This is a genomic window from Pseudomonas sp. Bc-h (genome assembly GCF_002080045.1).
In the GTDB taxonomy this organism is placed as follows: domain Bacteria; phylum Pseudomonadota; class Gammaproteobacteria; order Pseudomonadales; family Pseudomonadaceae; genus Aquipseudomonas.
Window position 1 is genome coordinate 150,487 of record NZ_MUIN01000012.1, and the last position, 16,244, is coordinate 166,730.

Below are 16,244 nucleotides of genomic sequence, written 5' to 3' on the forward strand. Positions count from 1 at the left end.
CTTTGATGTCTGCCCCCCGCGTAAAACTCGCCCTTTCCTGCCTGTCCCTGCTCGCGTGTCTGACCACCACTGTGGCGTTCGCCCACGCCCATCTGCAAAGCCAGCTGCCCGCCGCCGACAGCGAAGTGACCACGCCCAAGGAATTGCGCCTGAATTTCTCCGAAGGCGTTGAAGAGAAATTCACCAAAGTGGCGATCAGCCTCGATGGCCCGGGCGAGAGCACCGAAATCATTCAGACCCAGAGCGTGACCACCGACCCCGCCGACAAGAAGGTGCTGATCGTGGTGCCAGCCGTGCCACTGGCGCCGGGCAAGTACAAGGTTGAATGGCACGCCGTGTCGGTGGACACCCACAAGAGCGAAGGTGTCTATCGCTTCAAGGTGACGCCATAACGCCATGCAAGATGGATTGATCCTGTGCCGATTCGTGCATTTCGGTGCAGTCCTGCTGCTGTTCGGTGTCGGGATGTTTCGCCACGTCCTGTTCGCCTCTTCACTGCACGCCTTTGAGGCCAGCCCAGCCCGACGCCTGCTTGATCGTGCGCAGGCGTGGCTGGCCGCTGCGGCATTGGTCAGCGCCGTGAGCTGGCTGATGCTGACGGCGGCGAACATGGCGGACGACTGGCGCGACGCCGTCGACCCCCAGACCATTGCGCTAGTACTGACCCACACGTTTTTCGGCCACGTCTGGATCGTCCATCTGATCCTCAACCTGCTGGCGCTGGTGTTCGCGCTACGACAGCGCAATGGCGCGCCCCGCGCCCTTCTGCTGATCAATACACTGCTGCTCTTGACCCTGGCGCCGGTCGGCCACGGCGCCATGTACGACGGCACGCAAGGCCAGTTGCTCATCCTCAATCAGATGCTGCATCTGCTGGGCATCGGCACCTGGTTCGGCGGTCTGCTGATGCTGGCGTTGCTGCTTCTGCACTCTAATACTGTTGACCTGCGCGCCGTGCTGGCACGGTTCAGCGGCATCGGTTACGCATTGGTGGCGCTGATCATTGTCACGGGCATGATCAACGTACGCGCATTGAGCGGCGCGCTCTGGCCGGCGCCGGCGCTTTCCGGCTTCGGTTGCGTGCTGGCCGTCAAAGTGTCGATGGTCCTGTGCATGCTGGCATTGGCAGCGGTCAATCGCGGGCTGGCCCGCCAGCGTCACTTGCGCCTTCGCGCATTGCGTATCACCGTTCTGCTCGAATGCCTGTTCGGGATAGCGGCACTGGCTGCGGTCTCGTTACTGGGCACGCTGCCGCCGATGCTTGCCTGAATTTGAACGCAAGACTCGGAGTTTCAGCGGGCACGACAGCGACTAACCTGTGGCACATCGGGTTTCCTCAGAGGTAGAGCGCCATGAGTCGCAGCAAATCCCCCCTATCGCAGTCAGGCGCCGAGCAAGACCCACGCTGGGCAGCGGTGCTGGCACGTGATTCGGCCGCCGATGAGCAGTTCGTCTACGCCGTGCGCACCACGGGCATCTACTGCCGGCCCAGCAGCGTATCGCGCCTGCCCCGCCCGGAAAACGTGGTGTTTTTCGACACTGCCGCGCAGGCAGAAGCGGCAGGTTATCGGCCCAGCAAACGCGCAGCGGCGGACCAGACGCACCTGGCCGGGCAACACGCGATGCTGGTCGAGCGCGCCTGTCGACAGATCGTCGACGCGCAACAGCCGCCGAGCCTGAACCAGCTCGCCGAGCAGTCAGGCATGAGCCCGTGGCACTTTCATCGCGTATTCAAGGCGGTAACTGGCCTGACGCCGAAAGCGTGGGCCAATGCGCACAGGGCAGCGCGAGTGCGCAGCCGATTGACCGACACCCCCACCATCACCGAAGCGATGTACGACGCAGGGTTCAACTCCAACAGCCGGTTTTACGAGAGCAGCGCAAAATTGCTTGGCATGAAACCTTCCGACTATCGCAAGGGCGGCGCCAATGCCGACATACGCTTTGCCGTGGGCGAGTGCTTTTTGGGCTCCATACTGGTCGCACAAAGCGAGCGTGGGGTCTGCGCGATCTTGCTCGGTGACGATCCTGACCGGTTGGTGAAGGATTTGCAGGACCAGTTCCATAACGCGACCTTGATCGGTGGCGACTCGCATTTCGAGTATCTGATTGCTCAGGTCGTCGGCTTTATCGAGGCACCGGGGCTGGGGCTCGACTTGCCGCTGGATCTGCAAGGGACTGCATTTCAGCAGAGGGTCTGGCAGGCGCTGGCGCTGATTCCGCCGGGGACGACGGCCAGTTATGCCGAAATCGCTCAACGCATCGGCGCACCAAAATCGTTTCGGGCCGTGGCGCAGGCGTGCGGTGCGAACAGCCTGGCAGTGGCGATTCCCTGCCACCGGGTAGTGCGCAGCGATGGCGGCCTGTCGGGGTATCGCTGGGGCGCGGAGCGTAAGCGTCAACTGCTCGACCGTGAAGCCCGGGCAAATACCTGTAACAGCTTGGCGCTTGAGAAACAGTGACAGCGGCGTAAGGTCCGGTGCTCTGAAAGTCCGACTCAAGGAGCATGGAAGTGTCTGCCATTTCTCAAGCATCGACCCTCGACGCCGCGCCCGCTTTCTGGCTGATCGCCGATCAGCTACACACCCGCAACGAAACCGAACGCCTGGCTTACATCCACACGGGGTTTCCGCCGGGCTGGGTCAAGGCCGTGCGCAGCGCCTTCGACCTGAGCAACACTCAGCTGGAAGACCTGCTGAGCACCTCCATCTCCACGCTGGAACGCCGTCTGCGACAGCAACGGCCACTGGACCTGGTGAGTTCGGAACGCCTGGACCGACTGGCCACCCTCGCATTACAAGCGGCGCAGGTATTCGAGGACCAGCGAATTGCGCAACGATGGATGATGACCCCCAACCGCGGCCTGAACGACCAATCCCCCCTCACACTCTGCGCCACTGAGATAGGCGCCCGTCAGGTGCATCGCGTGTTGGCAGCGTTGCGCCATGGCGGGGCTCTTTGATGCTGGCGTGGAGAATCGCCAAGGCGGGCGACATCGAGGATCTGTCGGGAAGCGGCGCTGCGATGTTCGGCGGGCGCTGGAATCACCCGGATCACGCAGCCTTGTACCTGAGTCTGAATCCGGCAGAGTGCGCACTGGACACTCTGCTTCTTGCCGGGCATGTCCCTGAATGGCCCTTGAAACTGATGACGCTGCGACTGCCGGATGACCCCGCGCTTTACCGCCATCCAATGCCCGCCGAACTGCCAGCGGGCTGGGATGCACTGCCAGCGAACAGCCCCGGCATGGATTTCGGCAGTCGCTGGCTGGAACGAGGCGAACAGCTTGGGCTCATCCTGCCTTCGGTGGTGACGGGCCAAGCGAGCGGCCTGCTGATCAATCCCGAACACCCGGCGTCCAGCCAGATCCACAGGGTGGAGATTGTCGACTTCAGTTACGGCAGGCCCGACCGCAAGGCATTCTGTTAACGCTGGGTGTCGACCACTACCCTGCCGCGTACCCCGCCATCCATCAGCCGCTGCGCGGTTTCGATGACTTCGCTCAGGCCAATTTCATGGGTGATCAGTGCCAGCTTGTCTTGATCCAGATCGGTTACCAGGCGCGCCCAGGCGTCGATGCGGTCCTGGCGCGGGCGCATCACGCTGTCGATGCCTGCCAGTGTCACGCCGCGCAGAATGAACGGCGCCACCGATGCCGGGAAATCCATCCCCTGAGCAAGACCGCAGGCCGCCACGGTCCCCCGATAACGTGTGCTGGCGCAAATGTTGGCCAAGGTGTGGCTGCCCACCGAATCAATGGCACCGGCCCAGCGCTCCTTGACCAGCGGACGGCCCGGCTCGGACAGCGTTGCACGATCAATGATCTCGGTCGCGCCCAGTTGCTTGAGGTAACCGCTCTCCTCCAGCCGCCCCGTTGAGGCGACAACGCGATAGCCCAGCTTCGCCAGAATCGCGATGGAGAAACTGCCGACGCCACCGTTGGCGCCCGTCACCAGTACTTCGCCCTTGTCCGGTGTCAGGCCATTCTTTTCCAGCGCCATCACCGCCAGCATCGCCGTATAACCGGCAGTCCCGATGGCCATGGCCTGTGATGCGGTAAACGCGTCGGGCAAAGGGATCAGCCATTTGCCTTCCAGTCTTGCCAACTGCGCCAACCCGCCCCAGTGGCCTTCGCCGACACCCCAACCGTTGAGCAGCACCTGATCGCCGGGCTTGAAATCCGGGTCGCTGCTGGCTTGCACGGTACCCGCCAGATCCACGCCCGGGACCATCGGGAACTTGCGCACGATCGGCCCTTTATTGGTGATCGCCAGAGCGTCCTTGTAGTTCAGCGTGCTATGGGACACCCGTACCGTGACATCACCTGCGGGCAGCTGCGCCTCGTCGATAGCCGTCAGTTGTACGCGATAACCGCTGTCGTCCTTGTCGATCAAAATGCCGTTGAACATGCGTCGCCTCCGTTATAGACCGATCGTCTATAAATAAAGCCGGAAAATCAACGCGGCAAGCCACGCAGAAATCCGGCGATGAAAGTGTTGAGGGGGGTGTCACTTTGTACCAGGCGGGCGCGCAGAACGGCGCCCTCCCAGCCAATCCAGAAATACGCCGCCAGCTCGTTGCAATCGGCGTGACGAGGGAGTTCACCGAACTGTTTGGCGGCCTCGAAGCACGCGCACAAGCGGCGCTGCCAATCGAGAAAGATGTTTTCCAGCGTGTCACGGAAACCGGCAGGCAAGACACTGACTTCCTGGCCCATGTTGCCCACCAGGCACCCCCGGCGATAGTCGTAACGGGCCATGCTGGCCTTGGAATGCTGAACGAAACCGGCCAGACGCTCCAGCGGCGACAGCGATTCGTCGAGCAGCCAGCGATCCAGACGCCGAGCGAAATACCCGGCGTAACTGGCCAGCACCGCGAGCCCGAAGGCTTCCTTGCTGGCGAAATAGTGATAGAACGAGCCCTTGGGCACGCCGACGCGCTTGAGAATACTGTCGATACCAGTGGCCATGAAGCCTTGCTCGGTCAGTATTTCCACACCACAGCGGATCAACGCTTCGCGGGTGTCGAAGTCATCGGCGCGAGCGATTTTCGGCGGGCGGCCTGGGCGGCGGGGTTTTACGGTCATGTCGTTCATGGGTTGCATATTAGACTGATCGTCTATTAAATCAACCGCGTCTTTCGAAAAAGCCGAAACTGAGCGCTGGAAAACCCGCTGGTCATGCAGCGTTGGTTATTCCCATCGCCTTTCACTGCCCTTGGAGAACTGCCCATGATCGCCTGGCCCGACACTCGAATTCTCAAGCTGCTTGGCATTGAAGTGCCCGTTCTGCTGGCGCCCATGGCCGGCGCCGCCGGTTCGGCGCTGGCGATTGCAGTCGGCAAGGCCGGTGGTCTGCCTTCGCTGCCCTGCGCGATGCTCAGTCATGATCAGATTCGTGAAGAAGTCAGCCTGATCCGCGCTGGCACTCGCGCGCCGCTCAACCTGAACTTCTTCAGTCACCAGACGCCGGACGCCAACCCCAGCGCAGACAAAGCCTGGAAAGACTTGCTGCAACCCTACTATCAAGAGCTCGGTGCCGACTTTGACGCGCCGACTCCGGTCTCCAATCGCGCACCGTTCGATGAAGCCAGTTGCGCATTGGTCGAAGAGCTGAAACCTGAGGTCGTGAGCTTCCATTTCGGCCTGCCGTCGGACGAGTTCGTACAGCGCGTGAAGGCCAGCGGCGCCAAGGTCATCTCCAGCGCCACCACGGTCGACGAGGCAATCTGGCTCGAACAACGCGGTTGTGACGCGATCATCGCCATGGGTTACGAAGCCGGCGGTCATCGCGGCATGTTTCTCAGCGATCAGCTCTACACACAGGTCGGCACCATGGCGCTGGTGCCGCAGATTGCCGATGCCGTCAGCGTGCCGGTCATCGCAGCGGGCGGTATTGCCGACAGTCGCGGTGTGGCTGCCTCATTCATGCTCGGCGCTTGTGCTGTGCAACTCGGCACCGCTTATCTGTTCTCGCCGGAAGCCAAGACCACGAAGCTGCACCAGGCGGCATTGCGCAGCGGCAAAGACAGCGAAACAGCCCTGACCAATCTGTTCACTGGCCGCCCGGCGCGCGGCATCGTCAATCGCATCATGCGTGAGATTGGCCCGATCAGTTCGATAGCGCCGGCCTTCCCCACCGCTGGCGGCGCGCTGATGCCGCTGCGCGCCAAGGCCGAACCCCAGGGTAACGAAGGCTTCATGAACCTTTGGGCCGGTCAGGCAGTGGGCATCAAGCATCAGTCACCCGCCGAGGAATGGACCCGCCAACTGGCGATTCAGACCCTGGAAAAACTGGCAGGCATCAAAAACTGACCGCCACGTTAACAAAACAGGCTTCCTTGAGGTGATGACTCGCTATATATTCCAGTGCATAGCGATTGGCCGGTATTCGGCTCACGTAAGTCATCACTTCATAAAAACACCACGGAGCCGTTTCATGCGCGCAACTCCCCTACGCGTCACCTTCAAGTCCCTGGCCCTCGCTGTCGCCGCCCTTTCGGCTGGCAGCGCATTCGCCGACGAAGTCCAGGTAGCGGTGGCTGCCAACTTCACCGCACCGATTCAGGCCATCGCCAAGGATTTCGAAAAGGACACCGGGCACAAGCTGGTCGCCTCTTTCGGCGCAACGGGGCAGTTCTACACTCAGATCAAGAACGGCGCGCCATTCGAAGTGTTCCTCGCTGCCGATGACACCACCCCGGCCAAACTCGAGAGCGAGAACGAAATCGTCAAGGGTTCGCGCTTCACCTACGCCGTTGGCACCCTGGCGTTGTGGTCGGCTAAAGAAGGTTACGTCGACGACAAGGGCCAGGTCCTCAAGGACAACAAATACGAGCACTTGTCCATCGCCAACCCTAAAGCGGCGCCCTACGGCCTGGCTGCCACCCAAGTGCTGGCCAAGCTTGGTCTGACCGACGCCACCCAGGCAAAAATCGTCGAGGGCCAGAGCATTGCCCAGGCCTATCAGTTCGTGCAGACCGGCAACGCGGAACTGGGCTTCGTCGCGCTGTCGCAGGTCTACAAGGATGGCAAGCTGACGGGCGGCTCCGCGTGGATCGTTCCGGCCAACCTGCATGAGCCGATCAAGCAGGACGCCGTGATCCTCAACAAGGGCAAGGACAACGCCGCCGCGAAAGCGCTGATGGAATACCTCAAGGGTCCGAAAGCCGCTGCCGTGATCAAATCCTTCGGATACCAGCTGTAAATGCCGCTGGGCAGTGCCGACCTCGCGGCGATCTGGCTGACGCTAAAACTGGCATCTTTGACCACGGTGATCCTGCTGATCGTCGGCACCCCCATCGCCTTGTGGTTGGCGCGCACCCGGTCCTGGCTCAAGGGGCCGGTCGGCGCGGTGGTGGCATTGCCTCTGGTGTTGCCACCGACGGTGATCGGCTTCTATCTATTGCTGTTGATGGGGCCGAATGGGGCACTGGGGCAATTTACCCAGAGCCTAGGGTTTGGCACCCTGACCTTTAGCTTCACCGGCCTTGTGATCGGCTCGGTGCTGTATTCCATGCCGTTCGTGGTGCAGCCGCTGCAGAACGCATTCGTGGCGATCGGTCCACGGCCGCTTGAAGTTGCTGCGACGTTGCGCGCCAACCGCTGGGATACCTTCTTCTCTGTGGTGCTGCCGCTGGCGCGCCCGGGGTTCATCACTGGCGCCATTCTCGGTTTCGCCCACACCGTCGGCGAGTTCGGGGTGGTGCTGATGATCGGTGGCAATATTCCGCAGAAAACCCGTGTGGTGTCGACCCAGATCTACAACCACGTCGAATCCATGGAATACGCCCAGGCCCACTGGCTGGCCGGGGCCATGCTGGTGTTCTCGTTCCTGGTTCTGTTGGCGCTCTACTCCAGCGGCAAGACCAAAGCCACTTGGAGCTGACTGACTCATGACCTCTTGCATCGAAGTCCGCCTGAGCCTGGACTTTCCCGACTTTTCCGTGAGCGTCGATCTGGCCCTGCCAGGGCGCGGCGTCACGGCGCTGTACGGCCACTCCGGCTCCGGCAAAACCACCTGCCTGCGCTGCATCGCCGGGCTGGAAAAGGCGTCGGACGCGCTGATCCGCATCAACGGCGACGTCTGGCAGGACAGCGCCCAGGGCATCTTTCTCGCTCCGCACAAACGCTCGCTGGGTTACGTGTTTCAGGAAGCCAGTCTGTTCCCTCACCTCACTGTCAAAGGTAATCTCGAATTCGGCCTCAAGCGTATTCCGGCCAAAGACCGTCGCGTCAATCTCGCGCAGGCCACCACCCTTCTGGGCATCGATCATCTGCTGCAGCGCCAGCCGGACAAGCTCTCAGGCGGCGAACGCCAGCGCGTCGGCATCGCCCGGGCATTGCTGACGAGCCCTCGCCTGCTACTGCTCGACGAGCCCCTGGCTGCGCTCGACGCTCATCGCAAGGGCGAGATCCTGCCGTATCTGGAGCGCCTGCACGACGAACTCGACATTCCCATGCTGTATGTCAGCCACTCTCAGGATGAGGTCGCGCGACTGGCCGATCATCTGGTGTTGCTCAGTGACGGCAAGGCGCTGGCGAGCGGCCCTATTGGCGAAACCCTGGCGCGACTGGATCTGCCGCTGGCAATGGGCGACGACGCGGGCGTGGTCATCGAAGGCAAGGTCAGCGCCTATGACGCGACCTACCACCTGGTCACCGTACGCCTGCCTCAGAGCGACCTGTCTATCCGCGTGGCCCATTCGCCGCTGGAGTCGGGCAAGCCACTGCGCTTCAAGATTCCGGCCCGAGACGTCAGCCTCAACCTGCAACCCGATGAGCACAGCAGCATCCTCAATCGCCTGCCCGTGACGGTAGTGGAAGAAGTGCCTGCCGATAACGTCGCTCATGTCCTGGTGCGGCTAGATGCCCAAGGGACGCCTCTGCTCGCGCGCATCACCCGTTACTCGCGCGATCAGCTGAATCTGCATCCCGGCCAGCACCTCTGGGCGCAAATCAAATCGGTGGCGCTGCTCGCTTGAGCCTGATCTGAAGTGCTCGGCAAATAGTCGGCACGACTGCGGCGAGGCAAGGTCAATGCAAAGACCAGCTCTCAGGATTGTTGCTCATGCCGGACACCACCCTCATTGAAGACTTGCCCAAGGACCTGCATTACGTCGATGACAGCCAGCCCGGCTTCACGCGCAAGATCCTGCGCGGCAAGTTCGCCTATTTCGACACTCACGGCGAGCGCATTCGGGATGAAGCCGAGATCAAGCGCATCAACGCCCTGGTGATCCCTCCGGCCTATGCCGATGTGTGGATCTGCGCCGACCCCAAGGGCCATCTGCAAGCCACGGGCCGTGACGCCCGCGGCCGCAAGCAATATCGCTATCATCCGCGCTGGCGCGAGATTCGCGACGAAAACAAATACTCGCGCATGATCGCGTTTGGCCAGGCGCTGCCCAAGGTGCGAAAACAGCTGGAGGCACAACTCGCCGTGCCCGGCATGGGCCGCGAGAAGGTCATGGCGGCGGTAGTGTCATTGCTCGATCAGACGCTGATTCGCATCGGCAACAGTCAGTACGCCCGGGACAACCGCTCCTACGGCCTGACCACCTTGCGCAGCAAACACGTCGATGTTCATGGCAGCAAGATTCTTTTTCAGTTTCGCGGCAAGAGCGGCGTGGAGCATCAAGTCAGCGTCACTGATCGGCGCCTGGCGAACATCCTCAAACGCTGCATGGATCTTCCGGGTCAGAACCTGTTCCAGTATCTGGACGATGATGGCCAGCGTCACACCGTGAGCTCCTCGGACATCAACCACTATCTGCGTGATTTGACTGGCGCCGACTTCACCGCCAAGGACTATCGCACCTGGGCAGGCAGCGCGATGGCGCTGGCAGCATTGCGCAAGCTGGACTGGGAACCTGAAGCCGACGCAAAGAAACACATCGTCGCCATGGTCAAGGAAGTCGCACGTCTGCTAGGCAACACCCCGGCGGTGTGCCGCAAATGCTACATCCACCCGGCTGTTCTGGAAGCCTTTGTCATCGGCGAATTGGCCAAGCTGCCTCGCTCGCGACAACGCAAGGGCCTGCGCCTGGAAGAAGCCGCACTCGCGGGTTTTCTGCAGGGCTTGCAGGCTGCCGAAGCCATACGCGAAACCACTGGAGAAAAACCATGACCCACGCCCATATCCCTGGCGAAAAGATCAACGACCCGGACGCCAAACCCGCCGACGTCGCCGATGATCGCGAGCGCAACGAGGAAGCCCGCGAGGAACAGCCCTTGACCGGGGGCGAACACGACGACGCCGGGCATACCCCGAAAGTCCCCGACGCCGGGTAAGCTCTCCTCTCAGCCACTTTTGACCCTGGGCCCTGACATGACCACAGCGCCACACCTGCCTGACGATGCCGACGCTCGCTCCCCCGTTTCATTCACCGTAGCGCCGGACCAGCCCGGCTACGTGCGCGTGCGCGGTGCCCGCGAGCACAACCTGAAGGACGTCGATGTCGACATTCCACGCGATGCCCTGGTGGTATTTACCGGCGTCTCGGGCTCCGGCAAGTCATCGCTGGCGTTCTCCACGCTGTATGCCGAGGCCCAGCGACGCTACTTCGAGTCAGTGGCGCCTTATGCCCGAAGACTGATCGATCAAGTGGGCGTGCCCAATGTCGACTCCATCGAAGGCCTGCCGCCCGCCGTGGCCCTGCAACAGCAACGCGGCACGCCGAGCACTCGCTCTTCGGTGGGCAGCGTCACGACCTTGTCCAGCCTGATCCGCATGCTCTACTCCCGCGCGGGCAACTACCCGGCCGGGCAACCGATGCTCTACGCCGAAGATTTTTCGCCGAACCTGCCCCAAGGCGCCTGCCCCGAGTGCCATGGCCTTGGGCGAGTCTATGAAGTGCCGGAAGAACTGATGGTGCCCGATGATTCGCTGACCATTCGCCAACGTGCTGTCGCGTCCTGGCCATTGGCGTGGCAGGGGCAGAATCAGCGCGATATTCTGGTGACGCTTGGCTATGACGTCGACATTCCCTGGCGCGACCTGCCGAAAAAGCAGCGCGACTGGATTCTGTTCACTGAAGAGCAACCCACGGCCCCGGTCTACGCAGGCTTCACGCCTGAAGAAACCCGCCTGGCCCTCAAGCGCAAACTCGAACCGAGCTATCAAGGCACGTTTACCGGGGCCCGGCGCTACGTCTTGCACACGTTCACTCACTCACAAAGTGCGCTGATGAAGAAGCGCGTGTCGCAGTTCATGCGCGGCAGCCCCTGCCCGCTCTGCGACGGCAAACGACTGAAGCGCGAAGCCCTGTCGGTCACCTTTGCCGGTCTGGACATCGGCGAGTTGTCGCAAATGCCACTGCTGAGACTTGCCGAAGTGCTGCGGCCGGTGGCTGAAGGAACATTCGAAGCCTCTGCTGACGACAACTCCCTGGATCGTCAGCAGATCGACACCGCGCGCAAGAAGCGACGCAAGGCCGGTGAATCGGCGCACGACGCAGCACCCGACGTACGCGTTACACCGAATCTGTCGATCGAAAAACGTATGGCGGCGCAACGTATCGCCCAGGATTTGCTAACCCGAGTCAGCACCCTCACCGATTTGGGCCTGGGCTATCTGGCCCTCGACCGCAGCACACCGACATTGTCGTCCGGGGAATTGCAGCGGCTTCGTCTGGCGACACAACTGGGCTCGCAGTTGTTCGGTGTCATCTACGTACTGGATGAGCCCTCCGCAGGCCTGCACCCCGCCGATAGCGAAGCCCTGTTCACTGCGCTGCAGCAACTCAAGGCCTCTGGCAACTCGCTGTTCGTCGTCGAGCACGATCTGGAAACCATGCGGCGCGCCGACTGGCTGATCGATGTCGGCCCTGCGGCGGGTGAACATGGCGGTCGCGTGTTATTCAGCGGTCCTCCGCAAGGTCTGAAACACATCGAAGCCTCCCAGACCCGACTGCATCTGTTTGCCGACCACAACGAACTGCGCACCACACGTCGCACGGCCAGCCATTGGCTGCGACTGGAAGGTGTCACCCGCAACAACCTCGACAACCTCACGGCCGAATTCCCCCTGGGCTGCTTCACCTCGGTGACCGGTATCTCGGGCTCGGGCAAATCGAGCCTGGTGAGCCAGGCGCTGCTGGAGCTGGTGGGCGCAGAACTGGGTCGCCCTGCCGCGAGTGGCGATCAGGAAGAACCGACGCTTGAAGACGACGCGCCTCAGGTCACCGGCGGCCGCATCGTAAGCGGCCTGGAGTCGATCAAACGCCTAGTGCAAGTGGACCAGAAACCCATCGGTCGCACCCCGCGGTCCAACCTGGCCACCTACACCGGCCTGTTCGATAACGTGCGCAAACTGTTCGCTGCAACGCCCGATGCGCAAGCGGCCGGGTATGGCGCAGGGCAGTTTTCCTTCAACGTTGCCAAAGGCCGCTGCGCGGTGTGCGAAGGCGAAGGTTTCGTCAGCGTCGAATTGCTGTTCATGCCCAGCGTCTATGCGCCCTGTCCGACCTGTCACGGCGCGCGTTATAACCCTGACACGCTTGCGGTCAAGTGGCAGCAACTGAACATTGCCCAAGTGCTGCAACTGACGGTCGATCAGGCCGTTGAAGCCTTCGCTGAACAGCCTGCGGTACTCCGATCGCTGACGGTTCTGCGCGACATCGGCCTGGGCTACCTGCGCCTCGGGCAACCCGCCACCGAACTGTCTGGCGGCGAAGCCCAGCGGATCAAACTCGCCACTGAGCTGCAACGCAGCCAAAGAGGCGCGACCTTGTACGTGCTGGATGAACCGACCACAGGCCTGCACCCCAGCGATGTCGATCGCCTGCTCAAACAGCTCAATACGCTGGTGGACAACGGCCACAGCGTGATCGTCGTCGAACATGAAATGCGCGTCGTGGCCCAGAGTGACTGGGTCATCGACATCGGCCCGGGTGCGGGCGATCAGGGCGGAACGATTGTGGCAAGCGGGACGCCGGAGAAGGTCGCCAAGGTGAAAGCGAGCCGGACCGCTCCGTTTTTGCGAAACGTGCTGAACGGCAAATGACCCAAGAGGCGCGCGCGCCCGCTCGTCCATTGAGTCGCACATTCCGGGCGTGTGCGCCTCCAACGCAATACCGTCCTTTGTCAGAGATCTGGATCATGAACAAGCTGATGAACGCCCTCGCCCTGACCGGCTTGCTTTCAAGCTGCTCGCTCTACGCAATGGCTGAAGACACCGATCCAAAAACCGCGCTTCCCGTAGACAAGACTTCCCAGCCCACTGAATCTAATCATGAAAAAGCGGACAAGGTCGGAGAAGAGGCATCAGGGGCGAACGCCGGAGCCGATAGCGAGGCGCTGAAAAAAGAAGCAGCGACCTCGAAGGGTGAGCAGAAGGAAGGTAAATGACGACGACGGGACGTCGGGCTGATGCCAAGGATTGAGCTGACAAATACGACACAGCCGCTTCGGATTGCTCCGTAAGCGGCTGATCTGGATGGTGCCCCGAGCCGGAGTCGAACCGGCACATCCTTTCGGACGACGGATTTTAAGTCCGGTGTGTCTACCAATTTCACCATCAGGGCGGTGTTGCGCGTCAGCCTTGGCAGTAGCGAAAAAACGCTAGCAGGTTGGCCGACAAGAGCTGGGAATATATACATCCCTACACGGTGAAGCAAGCTTGAGCCGCTTCAAAATGCGACTGAGAGACATCTTCAGCGCAAATAAAAAAGCTCTGTAAATCATTGATCTACAGAGCTTATTTATAGTGGAGGCCGAGGTCGGAATCGAACCGGCGTAAGCGGATTTGCAATCCGCGGCATAACCATTTTGCTACTCGGCCCCAAACGTTAAGCGCTCTGAAAGCTAACACTAAACGCGTACAAACTGGAGCGGGAAACGAGACTCGAACTCGCGACCCCGACCTTGGCAAGGTCGTGCTCTACCAACTGAGCTATTCCCGCTTGGTGTGGGCGCCATTCTATAGATTCAAATGACCCCGTCAACCCCTTGATTTAAAAAAACTTATTTTTCTTCAGAGAGCGTCGAATGATGCGAGCCGAAAGCAGCAAAATGCTGTGCGAACGGCTATAGACCGTGCCGCGCGGACCTCTGAGATACTGTCATTTCTGACAGTATCCGGATTCCTGCATGCGGCGTATAACACCCGAAGGACAGGTGCGCGTTTATCTGGAGCTCGTGGAAAGTATGGATACTCACAGCCACACCCCCGGCCTCACCGTGGTCGACAGCCGCGGACTGATAGTCCGTAAGGTTGCCTACCATCGCGCCTCCGAGAGCGATCCGCCGAGGGAGGACGTCACTCGCATCACCTTCGATCTGGCGGGCCGGATTACAGAACTCCGGGACCCACGCTTGTGGGCGCTGGCCCAAAACGATCCCCACACCCAGCCCAACCGAACGCATCTCTATAGCCTCTCCAGCCTGCCTTTGCTGAGTGTCAGCGTTGATGAAGGCTGGGATTTGTCGTTGCTGCGCGAGTCCGGCGTCGTCGATCGCAGCTGGGAAAGCAAAGGCGCATCTTGGCATAGTGATTACGACGAGCTGCTCAGGCCAATCGCCAAGCATGAAACCGCGCCCAACCTAGAAACAAGAACGATGTCGCGCTGCGTCTATGCCGATGGCAGCGAAGCCAGCGCTACACACAATAAATGCGGGCAAATCGTCGAGTTATACGACAATGCTGGCCTTAGGAAATGCTCGGAGTTCGGCATATTGGGCCAGTGCCTGATCGAAAGCCGCCAGTTCCTGCAAAGCACCGAGTTGCCCGACTGGTCCCAATCTCCGGTTCTCGATGTGGAGAAGACCACCTCCTCAACCGTAAATGCCTTGGGCGAAGTGCTTACTCAGACCGATGCTTCTGGAAACCGGCAACGATTTACCCAGGATATCGCTGGCGCGACGAAACGGGTTCACCTCGCGCTCAAGGACGATGCCGAAAATCTGCTGTTGTCTGAGGTCAACTACAACGCATTGGGCCAGGTAGAGAGCGAAACGGCAGGGAATGGCGTGGTCAGCACCTGCGCTTATGACCCGATAACGCAACGGCTGCAATGCATCGTTACGCAAAAACGCGCCCTCCTCTCGCAGAAACTGGAATATCGCTACGACCCGGTTGGCAACGTCACGGAAATTACAGACAGCGCACAGGTGGTCCGTTATTTCCGCAATCAGGAAATCACCCCGACCAATCTGTATAGATATGACAGCCTTTACCAACTGATCGAAGCCTCCGGCCGAGAGTCAGCAACAGTCACGGGCAACTATCCGCCCCCGGAAAACGCTGCTCCCGATCCGGGTGATACCAGCCAATTCCTCAACTACAGCGAAACCTGCAGGTATGACCAGGCTGGCAATATGCTGGAATTGCGTCATGTGCGGGACGGCAACAACTACACTCGCACATTCGCGATATCCGAAACGTCAAACCGCAGCCTGCAAAGGACCGACGAACAGCCCAACCCTGACTTTGACACCGCCTTTGATGTCGCTGGCAACGTTCTGGCGCTGCAACCGGGACGAACATTGCAATGGGGATTGCGTAATCAACTGACGAAAATTGCGACCGTCAGCCGCACCGACGCTGCCAACGATGAAGAAATCTATGTTTATGACGGCGGCGACCAGCGTGTGCGCAAGCTCAGAACCTTTCAGGCGCAAAGCATCGCACGCAAACAAGAAGTGTTCTATCTACCCGGCCTGGAAGTACGCCTCACTGGCACGGACACCAACACCAGCGAGCATCTGGAAGTCATTACCGTACAAGCGGGCCGAAGTAGCATTCGCTGTCTGCACTGGATCAGCGGCAAACCGGACGACGTTCCCAATAAGCAAATACGCTATGGACTGAACGATAGCTTGGGCTCTTGCAGCATGGAGTTTGATGGCAATGCAGAATTGCTTAACCATGAAGGGTATTTGCCCTTTGGCGGAACCGCATGGTGGGCGGCACGTGGTGAGTTGGGCGGCAAGTACAAGACCATACGGTATTCTGGAAAAGAACGGGATGCGAGTGGGCTTTACTATTATGGGTATCGCTATTATGCGCCTTGGTTGCAGAGATGGATAAATCCGGACCCTGGGGGAGAAATTGATGGATTGAATTTGTATCGGATGGTGGGGAATAATCCCGTCTCTATTTCAGACCTGGACGGAAGAAGAGGAGACAGACCCGAGCAGATCCAACGCCTTATTGCTGCAGGGGATGCGGTGCAAAATAGAAAGACCTGAAGCTGATACGGCATTGAGAGCGATCCGCAGCTCACTGCGCACACTCGTTGGAGAA

16 protein-coding genes and 3 tRNA genes are annotated in these 16,244 nt (G+C 60.5%); 14 read left to right on the forward strand and 5 right to left on the reverse strand.

Annotated features, from left to right (window positions below; genetic code table 11):
• Nucleotides 1-5: 5 nt before the first annotated feature.
• The 5 genes from copC to BWR59_RS23790 all read left to right on the forward strand — a co-directional run bounded on the left by copC (nucleotide 6) and on the right by BWR59_RS23790 (nucleotide 3,429).
• A complete protein-coding gene (gene copC / locus BWR59_RS23770) occupies nucleotides 6-392 on the forward strand; it encodes a copper homeostasis periplasmic binding protein CopC (RefSeq protein ID WP_081568091.1) in 387 nt (128 codons plus the stop codon).
• Nucleotides 393-396: 4 nt separating this feature from the next.
• Nucleotides 397-1,269, forward strand: coding sequence for a copper homeostasis membrane protein CopD (gene copD, locus BWR59_RS23775; protein WP_081568092.1), 873 nt, complete (start codon nucleotides 397-399; stop codon nucleotides 1,267-1,269).
• Nucleotides 1,270-1,352: 83 nt separating this feature from the next.
• Nucleotides 1,353-2,462, forward strand: a complete 1,110-nt coding sequence (gene ada / locus BWR59_RS23780; protein ID WP_081568093.1) for a bifunctional DNA-binding transcriptional regulator/O6-methylguanine-DNA methyltransferase Ada — start codon at nucleotides 1,353-1,355, stop codon at nucleotides 2,460-2,462.
• A 50-nt stretch (nucleotides 2,463-2,512) separates the two neighbouring features.
• Nucleotides 2,513-2,962, forward strand: a complete 450-nt coding sequence (locus BWR59_RS23785) for an antitoxin Xre/MbcA/ParS toxin-binding domain-containing protein (RefSeq protein WP_230982076.1) — start codon at nucleotides 2,513-2,515, stop codon at nucleotides 2,960-2,962.
• On the forward strand, nucleotides 2,962-3,429 hold the full coding sequence (locus BWR59_RS23790) for an RES family NAD+ phosphorylase (RefSeq protein ID WP_081568095.1): 468 nt from the start codon (nucleotides 2,962-2,964) through the stop codon (nucleotides 3,427-3,429). Before BWR59_RS23785 ends, BWR59_RS23790 begins: the two co-directional genes overlap by 1 nt.
• Here the strand turns inward: BWR59_RS23790 and BWR59_RS23795 are convergent.
• Complete coding sequence (locus BWR59_RS23795; protein ID WP_081568096.1) at nucleotides 3,426-4,409, reverse strand: MDR family oxidoreductase; 984 nt, start codon at nucleotides 4,407-4,409, stop codon at nucleotides 3,426-3,428. The two genes, BWR59_RS23790 and BWR59_RS23795, sit on opposite strands and share 4 nt — an antisense overlap.
• 47 nt (nucleotides 4,410-4,456) lie before the next feature.
• Nucleotides 4,457-5,095, reverse strand: a complete 639-nt coding sequence (locus BWR59_RS23800; protein ID WP_081568398.1) for a TetR/AcrR family transcriptional regulator — start codon at nucleotides 5,093-5,095, stop codon at nucleotides 4,457-4,459.
• A gap of 135 nt (nucleotides 5,096-5,230) precedes the next feature.
• Between BWR59_RS23800 and BWR59_RS23805 the strand changes: the two genes are divergently transcribed.
• The 8 genes from BWR59_RS23805 to BWR59_RS23835 all read left to right on the forward strand — a co-directional run bounded on the left by BWR59_RS23805 (nucleotide 5,231) and on the right by BWR59_RS23835 (nucleotide 13,348).
• Nucleotides 5,231-6,313 (forward strand): nitronate monooxygenase, encoded by a 1,083-nt coding sequence (locus BWR59_RS23805; protein ID WP_081568097.1) that lies wholly within the window; start codon nucleotides 5,231-5,233, stop codon nucleotides 6,311-6,313.
• A 124-nt stretch (nucleotides 6,314-6,437) separates the two neighbouring features.
• Nucleotides 6,438-7,205 (forward strand): molybdate ABC transporter substrate-binding protein, encoded by a 768-nt coding sequence (modA, locus tag BWR59_RS23810; RefSeq protein ID WP_081568098.1) that lies wholly within the window; start codon nucleotides 6,438-6,440, stop codon nucleotides 7,203-7,205.
• Nucleotides 7,206-7,886 (forward strand): molybdate ABC transporter permease subunit, encoded by a 681-nt coding sequence (gene modB / locus BWR59_RS23815; RefSeq protein WP_081568099.1) that lies wholly within the window; start codon nucleotides 7,206-7,208, stop codon nucleotides 7,884-7,886.
• 7 nt (nucleotides 7,887-7,893) lie between these two features.
• Nucleotides 7,894-8,982, forward strand: a complete 1,089-nt coding sequence (gene modC, locus BWR59_RS23820) for a molybdenum ABC transporter ATP-binding protein (RefSeq protein WP_081568100.1) — start codon at nucleotides 7,894-7,896, stop codon at nucleotides 8,980-8,982.
• 86 nt (nucleotides 8,983-9,068) lie between these two features.
• Nucleotides 9,069-10,127 carry a DNA topoisomerase IB gene (locus BWR59_RS23825; protein ID WP_081568101.1) on the forward strand — a complete coding sequence of 353 codons (1,059 nt, stop codon included), beginning with the start codon at nucleotides 9,069-9,071 and terminating at the stop codon, nucleotides 10,125-10,127.
• A complete protein-coding gene (locus BWR59_RS32480) occupies nucleotides 10,124-10,291 on the forward strand; it encodes a hypothetical protein (protein ID WP_168184528.1) in 168 nt (55 codons plus the stop codon). The genes BWR59_RS23825 and BWR59_RS32480 overlap by 4 nt, the downstream gene beginning before the upstream one ends.
• 37 nt (nucleotides 10,292-10,328) lie before the next feature.
• Nucleotides 10,329-13,004, forward strand: a complete 2,676-nt coding sequence (locus BWR59_RS23830; RefSeq protein WP_081568102.1) for an excinuclease ABC subunit UvrA — start codon at nucleotides 10,329-10,331, stop codon at nucleotides 13,002-13,004.
• Nucleotides 13,005-13,099: 95 nt separating this feature from the next.
• Nucleotides 13,100-13,348 carry a hypothetical protein gene (locus tag BWR59_RS23835; protein WP_081568103.1) on the forward strand — a complete coding sequence of 83 codons (249 nt, stop codon included), beginning with the start codon at nucleotides 13,100-13,102 and terminating at the stop codon, nucleotides 13,346-13,348.
• Between the two features lie 89 nt (nucleotides 13,349-13,437).
• Here the strand turns inward: BWR59_RS23835 and BWR59_RS23840 are convergent.
• The 3 genes from BWR59_RS23840 to BWR59_RS23850 all read right to left on the reverse strand — a co-directional run bounded on the left by BWR59_RS23840 (nucleotide 13,438) and on the right by BWR59_RS23850 (nucleotide 13,902).
• Nucleotides 13,438-13,524, reverse strand: a tRNA-Leu gene (locus tag BWR59_RS23840).
• A 183-nt stretch (nucleotides 13,525-13,707) separates the two neighbouring features.
• Nucleotides 13,708-13,781: transfer RNA gene (locus BWR59_RS23845), tRNA-Cys, on the reverse strand.
• Nucleotides 13,782-13,826: 45 nt separating this feature from the next.
• Nucleotides 13,827-13,902, reverse strand: a tRNA-Gly gene (locus tag BWR59_RS23850).
• Nucleotides 13,903-14,089: 187 nt separating this feature from the next.
• Between BWR59_RS23850 and BWR59_RS23855 the strand changes: the two genes are divergently transcribed.
• Nucleotides 14,090-16,189 (forward strand): RHS repeat-associated core domain-containing protein, encoded by a 2,100-nt coding sequence (locus BWR59_RS23855; RefSeq protein WP_081568104.1) that lies wholly within the window; start codon nucleotides 14,090-14,092, stop codon nucleotides 16,187-16,189.
• Nucleotides 16,190-16,244 lie beyond the last annotated feature (55 nt).

What these genes read in the sequence shown, in the direction of transcription:
- modC (WP_081568100.1), top strand. Translation starts at nt 7,894, where the DNA reads ATGACCTCTTGCATCGAAGTCCGCCTGAGCCTGGACTTTCCCGACTTT.
- modA (WP_081568098.1), top strand. Translation starts at nt 6,438, where the DNA reads ATGCGCGCAACTCCCCTACGCGTCACCTTCAAGTCCCTGGCCCTCGCT.
- BWR59_RS23805 (WP_081568097.1), top strand. Translation starts at nt 5,231, where the DNA reads ATGATCGCCTGGCCCGACACTCGAATTCTCAAGCTGCTTGGCATTGAA.
- ada (WP_081568093.1), top strand. Translation starts at nt 1,353, where the DNA reads ATGAGTCGCAGCAAATCCCCCCTATCGCAGTCAGGCGCCGAGCAAGAC.
- BWR59_RS23830 (WP_081568102.1), top strand. Translation starts at nt 10,329, where the DNA reads ATGACCACAGCGCCACACCTGCCTGACGATGCCGACGCTCGCTCCCCC.
- modB (WP_081568099.1), top strand. Translation starts at nt 7,206, where the DNA reads ATGCCGCTGGGCAGTGCCGACCTCGCGGCGATCTGGCTGACGCTAAAA.
- BWR59_RS23790 (WP_081568095.1), top strand. Translation starts at nt 2,962, where the DNA reads ATGCTGGCGTGGAGAATCGCCAAGGCGGGCGACATCGAGGATCTGTCG.
- copD (WP_081568092.1), top strand. Translation starts at nt 397, where the DNA reads ATGCAAGATGGATTGATCCTGTGCCGATTCGTGCATTTCGGTGCAGTC.
- BWR59_RS32480 (WP_168184528.1), top strand. Translation starts at nt 10,124, where the DNA reads ATGACCCACGCCCATATCCCTGGCGAAAAGATCAACGACCCGGACGCC.
- BWR59_RS23795 (WP_081568096.1), bottom strand. Translation starts at nt 4,409, where the DNA reads ATGTTCAACGGCATTTTGATCGACAAGGACGACAGCGGTTATCGCGTA.
- BWR59_RS23835 (WP_081568103.1), top strand. Translation starts at nt 13,100, where the DNA reads ATGAACAAGCTGATGAACGCCCTCGCCCTGACCGGCTTGCTTTCAAGC.
- copC (WP_081568091.1), top strand. Translation starts at nt 6, where the DNA reads ATGTCTGCCCCCCGCGTAAAACTCGCCCTTTCCTGCCTGTCCCTGCTC.
- BWR59_RS23825 (WP_081568101.1), top strand. Translation starts at nt 9,069, where the DNA reads ATGCCGGACACCACCCTCATTGAAGACTTGCCCAAGGACCTGCATTAC.
- BWR59_RS23855 (WP_081568104.1), top strand. Translation starts at nt 14,090, where the DNA reads ATGCGGCGTATAACACCCGAAGGACAGGTGCGCGTTTATCTGGAGCTC.
- BWR59_RS23800 (WP_081568398.1), bottom strand. Translation starts at nt 5,095, where the DNA reads ATGAACGACATGACCGTAAAACCCCGCCGCCCAGGCCGCCCGCCGAAA.